At 71.5% G+C, this 18,247-nt stretch carries 13 protein-coding genes; 4 read left to right on the forward strand and 9 right to left on the reverse strand.

Annotation, left to right across the window (positions count from 1 at the left end; genetic code table 11):
• Window positions 1-202: 202 nt before the first annotated feature.
• Complete coding sequence (secA, locus tag LY05_RS11955) at window positions 203-3,106, reverse strand: preprotein translocase subunit SecA (RefSeq protein ID WP_148923311.1); 2,904 nt, start codon at window positions 3,104-3,106, stop codon at window positions 203-205.
• A 318-nt stretch (window positions 3,107-3,424) separates the two neighbouring features.
• On the opposite strand from secA, the gene LY05_RS11960 reads away from it, so the two are divergent.
• The 3 genes from LY05_RS11960 to LY05_RS11970 all read left to right on the forward strand — a co-directional run bounded on the left by LY05_RS11960 (window position 3,425) and on the right by LY05_RS11970 (window position 6,365).
• Window positions 3,425-4,351: a peptidylprolyl isomerase gene (locus tag LY05_RS11960; protein WP_249041943.1), complete on the forward strand. Its 927-nt coding sequence runs from the start codon at window positions 3,425-3,427 to the stop codon at window positions 4,349-4,351.
• A gap of 122 nt (window positions 4,352-4,473) precedes the next feature.
• Entirely contained in the window at window positions 4,474-5,886 is a 1,413-nt protein-coding gene (gene argJ, locus LY05_RS11965; RefSeq protein WP_148923312.1) for a bifunctional glutamate N-acetyltransferase/amino-acid acetyltransferase ArgJ, read from the forward strand.
• Entirely contained in the window at window positions 5,883-6,365 is a 483-nt protein-coding gene (locus tag LY05_RS11970; protein WP_282957565.1) for a (deoxy)nucleoside triphosphate pyrophosphohydrolase, read from the forward strand. Before argJ ends, LY05_RS11970 begins: the two co-directional genes overlap by 4 nt.
• A gap of 431 nt (window positions 6,366-6,796) precedes the next feature.
• Here LY05_RS11970 and LY05_RS11975 read toward each other — a convergent pair whose 3' ends face one another.
• The 3 genes from LY05_RS11975 to puuE are packed head-to-tail and all read right to left on the reverse strand — an operon-like array spanning window position 6,797 to window position 9,554.
• Window positions 6,797-7,324: an ureidoglycolate lyase gene (locus LY05_RS11975; RefSeq protein WP_148923313.1), complete on the reverse strand. Its 528-nt coding sequence runs from the start codon at window positions 7,322-7,324 to the stop codon at window positions 6,797-6,799.
• Entirely contained in the window at window positions 7,321-8,151 is an 831-nt protein-coding gene (locus LY05_RS11980) for a bifunctional allantoicase/(S)-ureidoglycine aminohydrolase (protein ID WP_148923314.1), read from the reverse strand. The genes LY05_RS11975 and LY05_RS11980 overlap by 4 nt, the downstream gene beginning before the upstream one ends.
• On the reverse strand, window positions 8,148-9,554 hold the full coding sequence (gene puuE, locus LY05_RS11985; RefSeq protein WP_148923352.1) for an allantoinase PuuE: 1,407 nt from the start codon (window positions 9,552-9,554) through the stop codon (window positions 8,148-8,150). Before puuE ends, LY05_RS11980 begins: the two co-directional genes overlap by 4 nt.
• Before the next feature lie 144 nt (window positions 9,555-9,698).
• Here puuE and LY05_RS11990 point away from each other — a divergent pair, with 144 nt between their 5' ends.
• Window positions 9,699-10,931, forward strand: a complete 1,233-nt coding sequence (locus LY05_RS11990) for a urate hydroxylase PuuD (RefSeq protein ID WP_148923315.1) — start codon at window positions 9,699-9,701, stop codon at window positions 10,929-10,931.
• A gap of 6 nt (window positions 10,932-10,937) precedes the next feature.
• Here LY05_RS11990 and LY05_RS11995 read toward each other — a convergent pair whose 3' ends face one another.
• From LY05_RS11995 to LY05_RS12015, 5 genes are all read right to left on the reverse strand, one after another.
• Complete coding sequence (locus tag LY05_RS11995) at window positions 10,938-13,196, reverse strand: molybdopterin-dependent oxidoreductase (protein ID WP_148923316.1); 2,259 nt, start codon at window positions 13,194-13,196, stop codon at window positions 10,938-10,940.
• Window positions 13,197-13,271: 75 nt separating this feature from the next.
• On the reverse strand, window positions 13,272-14,507 hold the full coding sequence (locus LY05_RS12000) for a phenylacetate--CoA ligase family protein (protein ID WP_148923317.1): 1,236 nt from the start codon (window positions 14,505-14,507) through the stop codon (window positions 13,272-13,274).
• A 109-nt stretch (window positions 14,508-14,616) separates the two neighbouring features.
• Window positions 14,617-15,900 carry an ABC transporter substrate-binding protein gene (locus LY05_RS12005; RefSeq protein ID WP_148923318.1) on the reverse strand — a complete coding sequence of 428 codons (1,284 nt, stop codon included), beginning with the start codon at window positions 15,898-15,900 and terminating at the stop codon, window positions 14,617-14,619.
• A gap of 52 nt (window positions 15,901-15,952) precedes the next feature.
• Window positions 15,953-16,780 (reverse strand): ABC transporter ATP-binding protein, encoded by an 828-nt coding sequence (locus LY05_RS12010; protein ID WP_072747750.1) that lies wholly within the window; start codon window positions 16,778-16,780, stop codon window positions 15,953-15,955.
• A 130-nt stretch (window positions 16,781-16,910) separates the two neighbouring features.
• Window positions 16,911-18,200: an ABC transporter substrate-binding protein gene (locus LY05_RS12015; RefSeq protein WP_148923319.1), complete on the reverse strand. Its 1,290-nt coding sequence runs from the start codon at window positions 18,198-18,200 to the stop codon at window positions 16,911-16,913.
• Between the last annotated feature and the right edge of the window lie 47 nt (window positions 18,201-18,247).

Here is an 18,247-nt window from a genome sequence, read left to right on the forward strand (position 1 = left end):
CCCGAAGCTTCGCGCCCGGACGGAGCCGCGCCGGAGGCATCCAGATCCTCGGCCGGTCGGCGCAAAGCGGCCCGGCGGGCCAGCGCCCCCGCCGGCGCCACGGCAGGCGCACGCCCCAGGAAAGCCGAAGGGCCGACGCCCGCGCGCGGCGGACGGCGTCTCCAGTCGGCGGCCCCCGGCCCTCGGGACGCTTGCCGCGTCGTCAGACCAGCTTGCCGTGGCAGTGCTTGAACTTGCGCCCCGAACCGCAGGGGCAGGGCTCGTTGCGGCCGATCTTGCCCCATGTGGCGGGATCGCGCGGGTCGATCTCGGCCACGTCGGCGACGGCGCGCTCGGGCCGGGCCGGGCGGGCGGGCGCCTCGGCGGGCTGGGGCGCGACGTCTGCGCCCGGCGCGGCGGCGGCCTCGCCGCCCGCGCTCAGCTGCGCCTGCGCCAGGCGCGCCTCCTCTTCCTGGCGCATGCGCTCGGCCATCTCGTCCTGCCGCATGACCTGAACGTAGGAGAGCTGTCCCGTCACGTCGCGGCGCAGCCGGGCGAGCAGGCTTTCGAACAGGGCGAAGGCCTCGGACTTGTACTCGTTCAGCGGGTCGCGCTGCGCGTAGCCGCGGAAGCCGATGACCGAGCGCAGATGCTCGAGCATGACCAGGTGCTCGCGCCAGCGGTGGTCGATGGTCTGGAGCAGCAGCGACTTCTCGATCTGGCGCATCACCTCGGGGCCGAACTCGGCCGCCTTGCGGGCCATGAACTCGTCGGTCAGCTTGTAGAGCCGCTCGCGGATGACCTGGTCGTCGACGCCCTCTTCCTTGGCCCACTCGATGACCGGGATGTCGGGGCGGCCGAAATAGCGCACCAGCTCGCCATACAGCTCTTCGACGCGCCACTGGTCGGCATAGGCGCGCGGGGGGATGTGCTCGGCCACCAGCTCGTCGATCAGCTCGCGGCGCATGTCGCGCACCACGTCGGACAGGTCGTCCGCCTCCATGATCTCGCGCCGCTGGGCGAAGATCACCTTGCGCTGATCGTTCATCACGTCGTCGAACTTGAGCAGGTTCTTGCGGATGTCGAAGTTGCGCGCCTCGACCTTCGCCTGCGCCTTCTCGATGGCCTTGTTGACCCAGGGATGGATGATGGCCTCGCCTTCCTCCATGCCCAGGGTGCGCAGCATCTTGTCCATGCGCTCGGACCCGAAGATGCGCATCAGGTCGTCCTCGAGCGACAGGTAGAAGGTCGAGCGGCCCGGATCGCCCTGGCGGCCCGAGCGGCCGCGCAGCTGGTTGTCGATGCGCCGGCTCTCGTGCCGCTCGGTGGACAGAACCCACAGCCCGCCCGCCTCGAGCGCCTTCGCGCGGGCCTCGGCGATCTCGGCCTTGATCTGCGCCTCGAGCGCGGCGATCTCGTCCGGGTCGGTCAGGCCGCGCATGGCGATCTCGTCGGCGATGCGGAACTCTTCGTTGCCGCCCAGCTTGATGTCGGTGCCGCGGCCGGCCATGTTCGTGGCGATGGTCACCGCGCCCGGCGCGCCGGCCTGGGCCACGATATGCGCCTCGCGCTCGTGATGGCGGGCGTTGAGGACCTGATGCGGAATGCCCTTGCCCTGCTTGGCCCGGGCTTCCAGGAACTCGGCCGTCTGTTCGAGATGCTCGCGCCGCTCGGCGTCCTTCTTCTTGGTCAGCTTCTCGGCCTGCGCGCGCAGGAAGCGCGCGGTTTCGGCCAGGAAGGCCGGGTCGGACAGCATCTGCGACAGCTGCTCGGACTTCTCGATCGAGGTGGTGCCGACCAGCATCGGCTGGCCGCGGCGCACGCCGTCGGCGATGGCCTCGACGATGGCGCGGTATTTCTCCTTGCCGGTGCGGAACACCAGGTCGTCGTCGTCGATGCGCGCGACGGGCTTGTTGGTGGGAATCTCGATGACCTCGAGGCCGTAGATCTCGGCGAACTCGTCGGCCTCGGTCATGGCGGTGCCGGTCATGCCCGCCAGCTTGTCATAGAGGCGGAAATAGTTCTGGAACGTCACCGAGGCGAGGGTGACGTTCTCGGGCTGGACGGGCACGCCCTCCTTGGCCTCGAGCGCCTGGTGCTGGCCGTCGCCGTAGCGGCGGCCGGGCATCATGCGGCCGGTGAACTCGTCGATGATGATCACCTGCCCGTCCTTGACGATGTAGTGCACGTCGCGCTTGAACAGCTTGTGCGCCCGCAGCGCCTGGTTGACGTGGTGCAGCAGGGTGATGCTTTCGGGATCGTAAAGCGACGCGTCCTCGGGCAGCAGGCCGGCGGCGCGCAGGCGCTGCTCGACGAACTCGTTGCCCTCGTCGGTCATGGAGACCTGGCGCGACTTCTCGTCCAGCTCGTAATGCTCTTCGCTCAGCTCGGGGATGATCTTGTCCACCGCCTGGTAGAGCGCGGCGCTGTCCTCGGCCGGACCCGAGATGATGAGCGGCGTGCGCGCCTCGTCGATCAGGATCGAGTCGACCTCGTCCACGATGGCGTAGGCGTGCCCGCGCTGGACCATGTCCTCGATCCGGTATTTCATGTTGTCGCGCAGGTAGTCGAAGCCCAGCTCGTTGTTCGTGGCGTAGGTCACGTCGCAGGCATAGGCCGCCTTGCGCTGGGCGTCGTCCAGCCCGGGCACGATGACGCCGGTCGTCAGGCCCAGAAAGCCGTAGACCTTGCCCATCCACTCGGCGTCGCGGCGGGCCAGATAGTCGTTCACGGTGACGACGTGCACGCCCTTGCCCGTCAGCGCGTTCAGATAGGCCGGAAGGGTGGCGACCAGGGTCTTGCCCTCGCCGGTCTTCATCTCGGCGATCTTGCCCTGGTGCAGGACGATGCCGCCGATCAGCTGCACGTCGAAGGGCCGCAGGCCCAGCGCGCGGCGGGCCGCCTCGCGGACCACGGCGAAGGCCTCGGGCAGCAGGCCGTCCAGCGTCTCGCCCTTGGCGAGGCGGGCCTTGAACTCGTCGGTCTTGCCGCGCAAGGCCTCGTCCGAAAGCGCCTCGATCTCGGGCTCCAGCGCGTTGATGCGCTGGACCGTCTTCATCATGGACTTGACCTTGCGGTCGTTGGCGGTTCCGAAGATCTTCCTGGCGGCGGCGCCCAAACCCAGCATTTCGCGGCGTATCCCTGTGTGCGGCCGGCCCGCCCGGGCCCGGCCATGTTCCATTCGGCCCCGGCGCCCGGAACCGCGCCCGTCCGGGCGCCCGCGCGCCCGCCCGGGGCCGCGACCGCAAGCATGGCTGCCGAGCGCCCGGAACCGCGCCCTCCGCGCGGGCGCTTGCGGCGCCGGCCGGGACGGCTTAGATCAAGGCGGCCCCTGCGCGAAGGCCCGGTCCTTCGGGCAAGGCTGATGTAAGCGGCGGGGGCGCAAGTGTCAACGCGCCCGCGGCCGCAGCGTCGCCGGCGCAACCGTCCGTGACAAGGAGTCCGCATGCCGATCATTCCCACGCGCCGCGCCATCTCGGGCGGCATCGCCGCGCTGATGCTGGCGACGGCCCCCGCCCTGGCCGACCAGCCCGCGCAGGCGCCCGCCGCCGATGCGGCCGCCGGCGCCGCCGATGCGCAGAACGCCCCCGTCGATCCCGATGCGGTGGTGGCGCGCGTCAACGGGCACGAGATCACCCTGGGCGACGTCATCCTGATGCGCGCCAATCTGCCGCCCCAGTATCAGGCCCTGCCGGACGAGCAGCTTTACGAAGCGCTGGTCGAGCAGATCGTGACCCAGACCCTGCTGGCCGACAAGGCGCGCGAGGCGGGCCTGGACCAGTCGCGCCTGGCGAAGCTGCGCGCGCGCGCCGATGCGCGCAACTTCCTGGCCGAGGCCCAGCTGCGCCGCGAGATCGAGAAGGCCGTGACCGAAGACGCGCTGCGCGCCGCCTACGAGAAGCAGATGGCCGAGCGCAAGCCGGTCGAGGAGGTGCGCGCGCGCCACATCCTCGTCAAGACGAAGGAAGAGGCCGAGGCCGTGCGCAAGGAGCTGCTCGACGGCGCCGACTTCGCCGAGCTGGCCAAGACCCGCTCGACCGGCCCCTCGGGTCCGCGCGGCGGCGATCTGGGCTGGTTCGAGAAGGACATGATGGTGCCAGAGTTCGCCGAGGCCGCCTTCGCCCTCGAGCCGGGCGAGATCTCGGAGCCCGTGCAGACCCAGTTCGGCTGGCACGTCATCAAGCTCGAGGAGCGGCGCGAGAAGCCCGCCCCCACCTTCGAGGAGATGCGCGAGGAGCTGGCCGCCGAGCTTGAATCCGAAGCCGCCCGCGCCGCGGTCGACGCCGTGCGCGAGGGCGTGACGGTCGAGCGTCCCGAGCCCGCCCCCGCCCCCGCGGCGATCCGGCGCGACGACGTGCTGATCCCGCGCTGACGGGCGCCGCGCGCTCTTGCGCCCGCGCGCGCAAGGGCGCATTGCTTGATGCCCGCGGGGCCGCTCCGCCGGTCCCGCGGCGCCGCATCCGCCCCCCGCCGGGGGCAGCCGAGGGGTTCGACATGGCCAAGGACAAGACGGGAAAGAAGGCGCGCCGCAAGGCCGCCGAGGAACAGGGGCTGGAGGCGATCGCCGCCCGGCTAGAGGCGCTGGACGGCCGGCTGGCCCGCCTCGAGGCCGCGCTGGGCGCCGGCGCGCAGGCCGAGACCGGCGGCGCGAAGAAGAAGGTCGCCCTCTCGCCCTTCGCCCCGGCCGCCTTCCCCGCCCTGCCGCCGGTCGAGGGCGCGCGCTTCTCGGCCATCGCGGCCGGGGTGCGCTATGCCGGGCGGCTCGACGTGATGATGATCGAGCTGGCGCCGGGCAGCGCAGTCGCCGGCGTCTTCACGCGCTCGGCCACACGCTCGGCCCCCGTGCTGTGGTGCGAGGCGCGCCGCGACGAGGCCCTGCGCAAGGGGCCGCCCAGGGGCCGGCAGGTCATCGTGGTCAATTCGGGCAACGCCAACGCCTTCACCGGCCGCGCGGGCGACGAGGCCGTGCGCCAGGTGGCCGCCGCCGCCGCCGAGGCGACGGGCGCGCCCTTGGGCGGGGTGTGGCTGGCCTCGACCGGCGTCATCGGCGAGCCCCTGCCCGCCCGGCGCGTCTGCGACGCGATGGAGGCGCTGGCGCAGGGGCTTGCGCCCGAGCGCATCGAGGACGCCGCCCGCGCCATCATGACCACCGACACCTTCCCCAAGGGCGCCGCGCGCATCGTGCGCATCGGCGGCGCGCCGGTCACGATCGTGGGCATCGCCAAGGGCTCGGGCATGATCGCGCCGAACATGGCGACCATGCTGGGCTTCATCGTCACCGACGCCGCGGTCGATCCGCAGGCCCTGCAGCAGATGACCGCCGCCGCGCTGGACGACAGCTTCAACGCCATCACGGTCGACAGCGACACCTCGACCTCGGACACGGTGCTGGTCGCCGCCACCGGCCGCGCCGCCGCGCCGCGCATCGACCAGCCGCGCGGCGCCCATGCGCGCGCCTTCGCCCGCGCCCTGGCCGAGGTGATGCAGGACCTGGCGCACCAGATCGTCAAGGACGGCGAAGGCGCCACCAAGTTCGTCCGCGTCGAGGTGACGGGCGCGCGCTCGGCCAGGGCGGCGCGGCGCGTGGCGCGGGCCATCGCCGACTCGCCCCTGGTCAAGACGGCGCTGGCCGGCGAGGACCCGAACTGGGGCCGCATCGTCGCCGCCGTCGGCAAGGCCGGCGAGGAAGCCGACCGCGACAAGCTGTCCATCCGCTTCGGCGACATCCTCGTGGCGCAGGACGGCCAGGTCGCCCCGGGCTACCGCGAAGAGGACGGCGCCGCCTACATGAAGCGCGCCGAGCTCGAGATCACGGTGGATCTGGGCGTGGGGCGCGGGCGCGGGCGGATCTGGACCTGCGATCTGACCAAGCGCTACATCGAGATCAACGCGGATTACCGCTCGTGAGCGCGACGGACGCGGACATGGCCGCAGGGGCCGACAAGGGGGCGAGCGACGCGCAGAGCGCCGCGGGCCGCCCCCAGGCCGCGCGGCTGGTGCTGGTGGTCGCCTGCGCGCTGGTCGACCCGGACGGGCGGGTGCTGATGACGCGCCGGCCCGAGGGCAAGCCCATGGCCGGGCTGTGGGAGTTTCCCGGCGGCAAGCTCGAGCCGGGCGAAACGCCCGAGGCCGCCCTGATCCGCGAGCTGCGCGAGGAGCTGGGCATCGAGACCTGGGGCAGCTGCCTTGCGCCGCTGACCTTCGCCAGCCACGCCTACGACTCGTTTCACCTTCTCATGCCGCTCTTCGTCTGCCGCAAGTGGCGCGGAACCCCCGCCGCGCGCGAGGGGCAGGCCATGCGCTGGGTGCGCCCCGAGGCGCTGCGCGATCTGCCCATGCCGGCGGCCGACGTGCCGCTGGCGGCGATGCTGCGAGACCTGCTCTGACCCGCGCCGCCTTGGCGGCGCCAAGGCGGCAGGCGGCCAAGGCGCCCCGCCGCACCACGCGCGACGCCCGGCGGCCCGCCCCGACCGCGCAAGCCGACCCCGCCCGCTCGCGGCGGCCCCGACGCCCCGCGCCGGCGGCCGGCGCGGCCGCCCAGCGCCGCCTTCGGCCCGGCGCCGCGCCAGCAGGCGGTCCAAGCGCCCCGCCGCACCCGGCGAAACGCCCGGCGGCCCGCCCCGATCGCGCAAGCCGACCGCGCCCGCCTGCAACGCCCTGACGCCCCGCGCCGGCTGCCGGCCCTCCGCCACGCCCCCAAGCCGGTGCGCCGATGCGGCGCCCCCGCCGAGCTGCGCCCGGACGCCCCGCCGGCGCTGCGGCGCGGTCGGCCCTGCCGAGCGCGCGCGGACGCCCCGCCGCCGCCGGGCCGGTCGCGTCAGTCGGACCCGCCGGGAGGCAGGATGATCCACGGCGTGCGGGGGCGGAATTCCTCGAGATTGGCGTCATCCGCGCCGGCGATGCGGTCGATGACGGCGAACAGCCCCGGCGGGTGCAGCGGCGTCAGCACCGCATGCCACACCCCGCGCCGGTAGTTCACCCCCTGCCCCGGCGCGGTCACGAAGGCCTGCGGGCGGCCGGGGGCGCCGCCCTCGTCCGGGGCGACGACGACCAGGAAGGGATGCGCCGTCATGGGGATGAAGGCCTGACTGCCCAGCGGGTGACGCTCGAGCAGATCCAGCTTCAGCGGCAGGGCGCGCGGCTCGGCGCGGAACACGCTGACGCCGGCGCGCCCGCCCGGGCCGAAATCGAGCCGCGCCAGATCGTGCCAGCGCCCGCAAAGCCCGCCATTGATGATGCGGTCGGGCGGGCCGGCGGCCTCGATCACCTCGCCGAAGGGGGCGAAGGCGCGCGCCTCGAGCGGCCGCGCCGCGATGCGCGCGCCCGCCTCGTGCGGGCCGCTCATGGCCGGGCGCCCGGACGCAGGGCGGGCAGGCGGTTCATGTCCTTGTAGAGCAGGTAGCGGAACCGCCCCGGCCCGCCCGCATAGCACGCCTGCGGGCAGAAGGCGCGCAGCCACATGAAATCGCCCGCCTCGACCTCGACCCAGTCGCGGTTGAGCTTGTAGACCCCCTTGCCCTCGAGCACGTATAGCCCGTGCTCCATCACATGCGTCTCTTCGAACGGGATCAGCCCGCCGGGCTCGAAGGTGACGATGGTCACATGCATGTCGTGGCGCAGATCCTCGGGATCCATGAAGCGCGTCGTCGCCCAGCGCCCGTCGCTGCCGGGCATGGGCGCCGGGGTCAGCTCGCGCTCGTTGACGATGATGGGATCGGGCGCGGGCAGGCCGGGCAGGCGGGCGTAGGCCTTGCGGATCCATTGCAGCCGCGCGGGGGCGCCGGCGGGGTTGCGCAGGCTCCAGGCGGCGCCCGGGGGGATGTAGGCGAAGCCGCCGGGCTCGAGCCGGCTGGCGCGGCCCTCGATGGTCAGCGCCGCCTCGCCGTCCAGGACGAACAGCGCGGCCTCGGCCGCCGGGTCCGGCTCGGGGCGGTCCGAGCCGCCGCCGGGCGCCAGCTCGAGCAGAAGCTGGGCGAAGGTCTCGGCGAAGCCGGTCATGGGGCGCGCCAGCGTCCAGGACCGCGTTCCCTCCCAGAACGGCAGCGGGCTGGCGACGATGTCGCTCAGCACGCCGCCCGGGATCACGGCGTAGGCCTCGGTGAAGACGGCGCGGCCGGTCATCAGCGCCGTTTGCGGCGGCAGCCCGCCGGGGGGGCGTCCGTAGGAGGTCATGGGCGCTCCTCGTCGAACATGTCGCGCAGGCGGTGAAGGGCGATGCGCTCGACCTGGCGGCAGGCCTCGGCGAATTCCTCTTCGGCCGAGTTGGCCAGGCGGCGCTCGAAGGCGGCCAGGATGGCGGGCTTGTCATGCTCGCGCACGGCGATGATGAAGGGAAAGCCGTGCCGCTCGGCATAGGCGGCGTTGAGCGCCTCGAAGCGCGCGCGCTCGGCGTCGGTCAGCGCGTCGAGCCCGGCCGAGGCCTGCTCGGCCGCGCTGTGCGCCGTCAGCCGCCGCGCCCGCGCCAGCTTGCCCGCCAGATCGGGATGGGCGCGCAGCACGGCCAGGCGCTCTTCGGGCGAGGCGGCGCGGAAGGCGCGGCACAGCGCGTTCCAGACCCCGACCGCGCAGTCATGCGCCGGCCCCAGCTCGAGCGCCCAGGCGCGCTCGGCCACCCAGGGCGAGTGCTCGAACACGCCGCCGAAACGCGCCACGAATTCCTCGCGCGGCATCTGCGAGGGACGCTCGGTCAGGCGCGGCGGATGCGTCGCGGCCCAGTGGCGGGCGATGTCCTCGCGCCGGGCGAACCAGACGCCGTCATGCCCCAGCGCGTATTCCAGAAACCGCCGCAGCGCCATGATGCGGCCGGGCCGCCCGACCAGGCGGCAATGCAGGCCGACCGACATCATTTTCGGCGCGCCGGCCAGCCCCTCGGCGTAGAGCGCGTCGAAGGCATCGCGCAGATACGCCTCGAACTGGTCGCCGGCGTTGAAGCCCTGGGGCGTGGCGAAGCGCATGTCGTTGGCGTCGAGCGTGTAGGGCACGATCAGCTGGTCGCGCCCGGCATGGCGGCGCCAGTAGGGCAGATCGTCGGCATAGCTGTCGGCGACGTAAAGGAACCCGCCCTCCTCGGTCGCCAGATCGACGGTGTTGACCGAGCACCGCCCCGTATACCAGCCCAGCGGCCGCGCGCCGGTGACCTCGGCGTGCAGGCGGATGGCCTCGCGCATCTGGGCGCGTTCCTCCTCGATGGGCATGTCCTTGTGCTCGATCCATTTCAGGCCGTGGCTGGCGATCTCCCACCCCGCCTCGAGCATGGCGGCGACCTGCTCGGGGCCGCGGGCCAGGGCCGTGGCGACGCCGTAGACGGTGACGGGCACGCCCAGCCCGGTCAGCAGCCGGTGCAGCCGCCAGAAACCCGCGCGCGCGCCGTATTCGTAGATCGATTCCATGTTCCAGTGCCGCATGCCCGGCCAGGGCTGGGCGCCGACGATCTCGGACAGGAACGCCTCGGAAGCCGGGTCGCCGTGAAGGATGCAGTTCTCGCCGCCCTCTTCGTAGTTCAGCACCACCTGCACGGCGATTCGCGCCGCGCCAGGCCAGCGCGGATCGGGGGGCGTGGGGCCGTGGCCGCGCATGTCGCGCGGGTATCGCGGAGGCGTTTGCGTCACGCTGGGATCTCCATGTCTCTTTTTTGACCGGCCGGAAAACGTTATCCGATTCATGCGACGCGTAAAGCCGGGGATTCGCACGCCCGGCCGCCGCCCGAACAGGAGGACGCCATGCCCGACGCCGCGCTGCTGATCCATTGGGCCGAGTTCGCCCTGCGCTGGCTGCATGTGGTGACGGCGATCGCGTGGATCGGCTCGTCATTCTACTTCATCGCGCTGGACCTGGGCCTGCGCCGGGCGCCCGACATGCCCGAGGGCGTCAAGGGCGAGGAATGGCAGGTCCATGGCGGCGGCTTCTACCACATCCGCAAATACATGGTCGCGCCCCCCGCGCTGCCCCAGCACCTGACCTGGTTCAAGTGGGAAAGCTACGCCACCTGGCTGTCGGGCTTCGCGCTGCTGTCGCTGGTCTATTACGGAAGCGCGGACCTGTTCCTGATCGACCCCGAGCGCGCCGACCTGCCGCGCTGGGGCGCGATCGCGCTGTCGGCGGGCTCGCTGGCGGCGGGCTGGCTGATCTATGACGGGCTGTGCCGCTCGCGCCTCGGGTCGCGGGACGTGGGGCTGATGCTGGCGCTCTACGTCGTTCTGGTCGCGGCGGCGTGGGGCTATGCGCAGGTGTTCTCGGGCCGCGCGGCGTTCCTGCATCTGGGCGCGCTGACGGCGACGATCATGTCGGCCAACGTCTTTCTGGTCATCATCCCGAACCAGAAGATCGTGGTGGCCGATCTGCGCGCCGGGCGCACGCCCGATCCCGAATACGGGCGCATCGCCAAGCAGCGCTCGACGCACAACAACTACCTGACGCTGCCGGTCGTGTTCATGATGCTGTCCAACCACTATCCGCTGGCCTTCGCGGCCGAGTGGAACTGGGCCATCGCGGCGCTGGTGTTCCTGATGGGCGTCACCATCCGGCACTTCTTCAACACCATGCACGCGACCGGGCGCAGGCCGTGGTGGACATGGGGCGCGACGGCGGCGCTGTTCGCGGCGGCGGTCTGGCTTTCGACGCTGGGCCCCGGCGACGAGCGCGCCGCGGCCGAGGACGCCGCCCTGTCGTCCGAGGCCCGCCGCTGGGCCGAGGCCGAGGGCTTCGCGCAGGCGGTCGAGGTGGTGAGCGCGCGCTGCTCCATGTGCCACGCCGCCGAGCCGGGTTGGGAGGGGATCCCCGTCGCCCCGCGCGGCGTCGAGCTTGAGACGCCCGAGCAGATCGCCCGCTGGGGCCGGATGATCGAGCTTCAGGCCGGGCTGACCCGCGCCATGCCCCCCGCCAACGTCAGCTTCATGGAACCCGAAGAGCGCACGCTGATCCGCGCCTGGGCCCGCGCCGCGCGCGAGGGCTGAGCGCCCCTAGCCGCCCGCCGCCGTCTCGAGCGGGGCGATCTCGACGCGGGCGGTATGCGCGCTGCTGCCCTGCCCCAGCCGCGAGGTGCCGAGGTCGCGGGTCAGCGCGTTCGGGTTGCCCTGCCGGTCGGTTCCGTCCGGGCCCGGGTCGAACCAGGCCCCCGTCGGCAGCACGGCCACGCCCGGAACCACGCCCGGATCGGCGCGCACCCGCGCCAGCGTCGCGCCGCGATCGTTGAACACCCGCGCCAGCGCCCCGTCGCGCAAGCCGCGCGCATGCAGCTCGGACGGGTGCAGGCGCACCGTCTGGGGGCGCGCGCCCGGCGCGTCGGCCAGCGCGCATTCCAGCTGGCTGTGCAGCTTGTCCGCCGGCTGCGGCGACAGCAGCTTCAGGCGGTAGCGTTCGGCCGGCAGATCGTCGTCGGGGGCCAGCCAGGCCGGGTGGCCGGGGCAGTCGTCATAGCCGAAGGCGGCGATGCGCTCGGAGAACAGCTCGATCCGCCCCGAGGGCGTGCCCAGGGGCGCGGCCTCGGGGTCGGCGCGGAAGCGGGCGAAGGGAACGCGCGCATGCTCGGCGCCGGCGATGGGCAGCTCGACCCAGCCGCGCGCGCGCAGCTCGTCCAGGGTGGGAACCTCGACGCCCTCGGCCGCAGCCTGCTGGCGGAAGCGCTCGTAAAGATGCGCGATCCAGCCCGCCGCGTCGCGCCCCTCGGTGAAGCGCTCGGCCTCGCCCAGCCGCGCGGCCAGCGCGGCGAAGATGTCGTAGTCGTTGCGCGCCTCGGCCACGGGCGGGATCATGGCGGGCATGTGGAACAGGAACGGATCGGCGCCGGCGCGGCCGATGTCCTCGCGCTCGTAGGGCGTGGTCGCGGGAAAGACGATGTCGGCGCGGCGCGCGGTCGCCGTCCACCAGGGCTCGTGAACGATGATGGTCTCGGGGCGCGTCCACGCGCGCGAGAGGCGCCCCAGGTCCTGATGGTGATGGAACGGGTTGCCGCCGCACCAATAGACCAGACGGATGTCGGGATAGCGCATGACGCGGCCGTTGAACTCGAAACGGCCGCCCGGGTCGAGCAGCATGTCGGCGATGCGCGCCACGGGAATGAAGTCGCGCACCGGGTTGGGCGGCTGCGGCAGCGTCATGCCCCCAAGCCGCCTGATCGCCGCGCCCACGCCGCCGATCGCGCCGTAGCCGAAGCCCACCCCGCCGCCGGGCAGGCCGATCTGCCCCAGCATCGCCGCCAGGGCGACGGCCATCCAGTAGGGCTGTTCGCCATGGCGCGCGCGCTGCAGCGACCACGCCACGGTGATGAGCGTGCGCGTCGAGGCCATGCGCCGCGCCAGCGCGCGGATGCGCTCGGGCGCGACGCCGCAGATCGGCGCGGCCCATTCGGGCGTCTTGGGCTGGCCGTCGGCGGCGCCGGTCAGATAATCGCGCAGCCGCTCGTAGCCCGTCGCGCAACGCGCGAGGAACGCGCGGTCGGTCAGCCCCTCATCCTCCAGCGTCCAGGCCAGCGCCAGCATCAGCGCCACATCCGTTCCCGGCGCAAGGGGCAGCCACTCGCAAAATTCGGGCGCGTCTGCGCGCTGGGGGCCGACATTGACCAGCCGCGCCCCCGCGCGCGACAGGCGCTCGAGCCAGCCGCCCACCTCGTGCCGCGTCACCCCGCCCATGCTGACCTGCGCGTTCTTGCGGTTGACGCCGCCGAACATGACCATGGTGCGGGTGTTCTCGGCGATCATGGGCCAGGCGTTCTGCTCCTCCCAGGTCAGGCGCAGGAACTCCATGCCCAGCACATGCGGGATGATCGCCTGCGCCGCGCCGGTCGAATAGCTGGCGAAGCTGGACACATAGCCGCCGATGCAGCTCAGAAAGCGATGCACCTGGCTTTGCGCGTGGTGAAAGCGCCCCGCGCTGCCCCAGCCATAGGAGCCGCCATAGATCGCCTCGGGGCCATGGTCGCGGCGCACGCGGTCGATCTCCTGCGCGGCAAGGTCCAGCGCCTCGTCCCATGGCAGCTCGACGAAGCCCTCGCGCCCGCGCAGGCGCCCCGCCCGCGCGCCCGGCCGCCCCTCGAGCCACGAGCGCCGCACCGAGGGGCGCGCCACGCGGCTGCGGTGATGCACCGCCGCCGGGACCGCCCGCGCGATGTCCGACGGGTCGGGATCGGCGGCGAAGGGAAGCGCCTGCGTCAGGCGCCCGCCCCTGGCGCGCAGGCGAAAGGCGCCCCAATGGCTGGTGAAGACCTTCTCGACCTCGTGCATTCCCGCCCCCTCGCGCGAACAAGCCCGACGCCCATGGCAGGGCGCCGGGCGGCCGCGGTCAAGCGCGAATGCCGCTCAGTCGTAGCTGCGCGCGTCCTCGATCACCTTGCCGTCATTGGGCAGGGTTCCGGGGGCGACCAGCTCGACCGCGCCCGAGAGCTTGAGCGTCTCGTTCACCGAGCGCGCCAGCTGCGCGGCGAAATCGTCGGTGCGGCGCTCGGTCTCGATGCGCACGGTCATCACGTCGCGCTCGTTCTCGCGCGTGGCGACGACGCGGGCGCGGATGATCTCGGGGTGGCGGGCGACCAGCTCGGCGACCTGCTCGGGGCGCACGAACATGCCCTTGATCTTGGTCGTCTGGTCGGCGCGGCCCATCCAGCCCTTGATGCGCATGTTCGTGCGCCCGCAGGGGCTTTGCCCGGGCAGGACCGCCGACAGATCGCCGGTGGCGAAGCGGATGAGGGGGTAATCGGGGTTGAGCGTGGTCACGACCACCTCGCCCACCTCGCCCTCGGGAACCGGATCGCCGGTGCCGGGGCGCACGATCTCGACGATCACGCCCTCGTCCACGATCATGCCCTCCATGGCGCGGCTCTCATAGGCGATGTTGCCCAGATCGGCCGTGGCGTAGGATTGCAGGCACAAGATGCCGCGATCGGCGTATTCCTGCCGCAGCGAGGGGAACAGCGCGCCGCCGCCGACGACCGCCTTGGTCAGGCGGCTCAGGTCCAGGCCCAGCGCGTCGGCCTTCTCGAGGATGATCTTGAGGAAATCGGGGGTGCCGGCATAGGCGGTGACGCCGACATCGGCCGCGGCGCGCGCCTGCAGCTCGGTCTGGCCGACGCCGGCGGGCAGCACCGTGGCGCCCACCGCCGCGGCGCCGTTCTCGAAGATCATGCCGGCCGGGACGAGGTGATACGAGAAGCAGTTCTGCACGATGTCGCCCGGACCGATGCCCGCGGCGTGCAGGAAGCGGCCCATGCGCCACCAGTCGCGCGCGTCGTGGCCGGGCTCGTAGATCGGCCCGGGCGACTGGAAGACATGGCGCATGGCGGTCACGGGGCGGGCGGCGAAGCCGCCGAAGGGGGGCGCCTCCTTCTGCCGGGCGACGAGCTCGGACTTGCGCAGCACCGGCAGGGCGGCCAGCTTCTCGACGCTGTCGATGGCGTCCGGGTCCACATCGGCCAGGAGCGCGGCCATGGCCGGCGCGTTCGCCTTGGCGTTGGCGATCTGGCGCGGCAGGGCGCGGGCGATGTCGGCCGCCCGCTCGTCGGCCGAGCGGGTTTCGAGCGCGTCGTAATATTCTGACATCAGGCGTTCTCCGGGGTCGTTTCCTGTGGCGAGGCCGCCCGCCGCCGCGACGCGCCCGAAGCGGCGCGCCGCCCGGCCGCGCCGGACGGCGGCGCCCAGGGGCCCCGCCTCAGCGGCATTTGCGGCGTTTTATGCCGTTCTCCTTGGCGAACTTGTCGGCGTCGGCCTTGATCATGGGACCGATGATCGACATGTCGGGCTCGTAATAGTCGGCGATCTGGCGCCAGCCGCGCAGGCGCGCGTCCCACTCGTTGACCGTCACGCGGCCCGAGCCGCCGTGATTGGCGCAGCTGAGGGAGAAGGGCGGCACGAAGCCCTCCATGCCGATCTCGGCCATGCGCTCTTCGGTGATGTTCAGGTTCTCGAAGCCGTCGCGCATCATCTGCGGCGTCAGCTTGGTGGTGCCGTGGATCTTCATGGCCGTGCGCGCGGCCTCGGTGACCAGGATGGCCGTCAGGATGCCGCGGTTGTAGAGGACCGTGCCCAGATTGTCCGCCTCGCCGCGCGCCTTGCCGGCGAAGTAGACGTATTCGTTCATGTCGTTGTAGATGCGGAACTCGGTGCCCACGGCGTGGAAGTTCACCGCCTTGTAGCCGTTCGCGCGCCGGCCGATCGACTTGACGTCGGTCTCGTTGGCCGACCACCACACGCCGATGATGTGGTCGATGGGGAACTTGACGCGGCGCGCCTCGCGCAGCGCGGTCGGGTTCATCACGCCCCAGCCCCACAGCAGGACCCAGTCGGGCGCGGCGGCCTTGAGCTTGTCCCAGTCGGCGGCCTGCTCGGCGCCGGGGTGGTCGATGGGATAGAACTGCAGCTCGAAGCCTTCGCGCCTGGCCAGGGCCTCGAGCGTGGGGATCGGCTCCTTGCCGTAGGGCGAGTTGTGGTAGACCAGCGCGATCTTCTTGCCGCGCAGCGAGCCCTCCTGCTCCTTGATGAAGCGGATCTGGGCGTCGGCGGCCTGCCAGTAGTTGGCGGGCGGGTTGAAGATGGTCGAGAACACCTCGCCATCCGCCGCCGAGGTGCGCCCGTAGCCCGTGGTCAGGACGGGAATGCCGTCGGCCATGGACTTGGGAATGATGCCGTAGGTGACGCCCGTCGAGAGCGGCTGGATCGAAAGCGCGCCGGCCGCCTTCATCTTGTCGTAGCACTCGACGCCCTTCTGGGTGTTGTAGCCGAACTCGCAGGGCACGACGCGGATCTTCTCGCCCTCGATGCCGCCGTCGCGCTCGTTCAGAAGGGTGATGTAGTCGTTGAAGCCGTCCGAGCTGGGGATGCCGTTGTTCGCATAGGGACCGGTCCGGTAGGACAGATCGGCCAGCACGATGTCCGCCCGCGCGGCGGAGACGCAGCCCAACGCAAGGGCCAGTGACACGGTAAGCGCACGATACATGGTGTTCGATCTCTCCCTCGAGCCCGGCGGCCGGCGACGGCGGCGAGCCTTTTCAGTTCAGCCAACGCTTGCGGCGACGATACGAGCGCACGTCGCGGAAACTCTTGCGGCCCTGCTCCGACATGCCAAGATAGAATTCCTTCACGTCCTGGTTCTCGCGCAGTTCCGCGGCCGCGCCGTCCATGACGACGCGCCCGTTCTCGAGGATGTAGCCATAATGCGCGTAGCGCAAGGCGACGTTGGTGTTCTGCTCGGCCAAAAGGAAGGAAACGCCCTCTTTCTCGTTCAGATCGCGCACGATCTCGAAGATCTCCTCGACCAGCTGCGGCGCCAGGCCCATGCTCGGCTCGTCCAGCAGAATGGTCTCGGGGCGCGACATCAGCGCCCGGCCGATGGCGCACATCTGCTGCTCGCCGCCCGAGGTGTAGCCCGCCTGGCTGCGCCGGCGCTCCTTGAGGCGGGGGAAATAGCTGTAGACCATTTCGAGGTCCTGGCGGATGGCCGCCGCGCCGTCGCGCCGCGTGTAGGCGCCGGTCAGCAGGTTTTCCTCGATGGTCAGGTGCTCGAAGCAGTGGCGGCCCTCCATCACCTGGATGACGCCGGTGCGCACCAGGTCCGAGGGGCTGCGGTCCTGGATCTTCTGGCCGCGATAGGTGATCGAGCCCTTGGTGACCTCGCCGCGCTCGGACTGCAGCAGGTTCGAGATCGCCTTGAGCGTCGTCGTCTTGCCCGCGCCGTTGCCGCCCAGAAGCGCGGTGATGCCGCCCTTGGGCACGCTCAGGCTGACGCCCTTCAGCACGAGGATCACGTGGTTGTAGATGACCTCGATGTTGTTCACCTCGAGCAGCGTTTCTCCGCGCTGCGCGCTCGCCTGGGTCATGAAGCGCCCTCCCTTGCCGCGTCGCGTTCCTGCGCGCCGCGAAGCCTGTCTCGACCTTGATGCGCCGAGCGCCGGGGCGCTCGGCACGTTGTTGGCGTCGCGCGCCCGGACCGGCCGGGCGCGCCGCGGATCACTTGCAGTCGCGCGGCGTGATGCCCGCTTCCTTGGCGTAGGCCATCGAGTCTTCCTCGATCAGGCGGTCCACCACCTCGCGATCGGCGGGCATGAAGTCGGTGATCAGCTTCCACTGGCCGGCCTTCGCGTCCCACTGCTGGATGGCGCCCAGGCCCGGGCCGCCATGGTTGGCGCAGGTGACGTGGATCTCGGGGCCGAAATTCGGCAGGCCCAGCTCGGCCATGCGGGCCTGATCGACCTGCAGCGCCTCCATGCCGTCGCGCATCATGGCCGCCGTGATCTGCTTCACGCCGTGGATCTTCTGCGCGGTGCGCGCGGCCTCGGCCGCCAGCATGGCCGCGTAGAGGCCGCGGTTGTAAAGCACCGTGCCGACCTGATCGCCCGCGCCCGCGGCCTTGCCCGCGTCGATGACGTATTTCTTCAGGTCATCGAAGATCGGGTAGTTCGCGCCGACATTGTGGAAGGTGACGGCCTTGTAGCCGTCGGCGCCCTCGCCGGCGGGCTTCACGTCGTTCTCCGAGCCCGACCACCAGACGCCGATGAAGTGATCCATCGGATAGCGGATGTTCACGGCCTCCTGGATGGCGACCTGGTTCATCACGCCCCAGCCCCACATGATGACGTTGTCGGGGCGCGCGCGGCGGATCTGCAGCCACTGCGACTTCTGCTCCTGACCGGGGTGATCGACCGGCAGCAGCATCAGCTCGAAGCCGTGCTTCTTGGACAGCTCCTCGAGGGTGCGGATCGGCTCCTTGCCATAGGCCGAGTTGTGATACAGCAGCGCGATCTTCTTGCCCTTGAGGCTGCCGCCGTTCTCGTCAAGCAGGTGCTCGATGATGATCGACGCCGCATCCCAGTAGGTGCCCGGGTAGTTGAACACCCAGGGGAAGACCTTGCCGTTCGCGGCCGAGGTGCGGCCATAGCCCATGGTGTGCAGCGGGATGCCGTCCGAGGTCGCCTTGGGGATCAGCTGGTAGGTGATGCCCGTGGACAGCGGCTGGTAGAGCAGCGCGCCTTCGCCCTTGGTGGCCTCGTAGCACTCGACGCCCTTCTGGGTGTTGTAGCCGGTCTCGCACTCGATCAGCTTGATCTTCACGCCGCCGATGCCGCCGTCGCGCTCGTTGAGCAGGGTGAAGTAGTCGGCGTAGCCGTCGGCGAAGGGGATGCCGTTGGCGGCGTAGGGCCCCGTGCGGTAGCTGAGCGAGGGGAACACCAGATCCGCCATGGCGGGCGCGGCGCTGAGGATGGCCGCCGCCGCCAGCGCGGTGACTTTGGTGAATTTCATGTCGTTGCCTCCCTTGGGATTTCGACGGTTGAAACGCCCCGGCGAAT

Origin of the sequence: Oceanicella actignis (genome assembly GCF_008124525.1) — a bacterium.
GTDB classification, from domain to species: domain Bacteria; phylum Pseudomonadota; class Alphaproteobacteria; order Rhodobacterales; family Rhodobacteraceae; genus Oceanicella; species Oceanicella actignis.

Bases quoted from the DNA above. Each gene is read 5' to 3' on its own strand.
- secA (WP_148923311.1), bottom strand. From the start codon at position 3,106: ATGCTGGGTTTGGGCGCCGCCGCCAGGAAGATCTTCGGAACCGCCAAC.
- LY05_RS11960 (WP_249041943.1), top strand. From the start codon at position 3,425: ATGCCGATCATTCCCACGCGCCGCGCCATCTCGGGCGGCATCGCCGCG.
- argJ (WP_148923312.1), top strand. From the start codon at position 4,474: ATGGCCAAGGACAAGACGGGAAAGAAGGCGCGCCGCAAGGCCGCCGAG.
- LY05_RS11975 (WP_148923313.1), bottom strand. From the start codon at position 7,324: ATGAGCGGCCCGCACGAGGCGGGCGCGCGCATCGCGGCGCGGCCGCTC.
- LY05_RS11980 (WP_148923314.1), bottom strand. From the start codon at position 8,151: ATGACCTCCTACGGACGCCCCCCCGGCGGGCTGCCGCCGCAAACGGCG.
- puuE (WP_148923352.1), bottom strand. From the start codon at position 9,554: ATGCGCGGCCACGGCCCCACGCCCCCCGATCCGCGCTGGCCTGGCGCG.
- LY05_RS11990 (WP_148923315.1), top strand. From the start codon at position 9,699: ATGCCCGACGCCGCGCTGCTGATCCATTGGGCCGAGTTCGCCCTGCGC.
- LY05_RS11995 (WP_148923316.1), bottom strand. From the start codon at position 13,196: ATGCACGAGGTCGAGAAGGTCTTCACCAGCCATTGGGGCGCCTTTCGC.
- LY05_RS12000 (WP_148923317.1), bottom strand. From the start codon at position 14,507: ATGTCAGAATATTACGACGCGCTCGAAACCCGCTCGGCCGACGAGCGG.
- LY05_RS12005 (WP_148923318.1), bottom strand. From the start codon at position 15,900: ATGTATCGTGCGCTTACCGTGTCACTGGCCCTTGCGTTGGGCTGCGTC.
- LY05_RS12010 (WP_072747750.1), bottom strand. From the start codon at position 16,780: ATGACCCAGGCGAGCGCGCAGCGCGGAGAAACGCTGCTCGAGGTGAAC.
- LY05_RS12015 (WP_148923319.1), bottom strand. From the start codon at position 18,200: ATGAAATTCACCAAAGTCACCGCGCTGGCGGCGGCGGCCATCCTCAGC.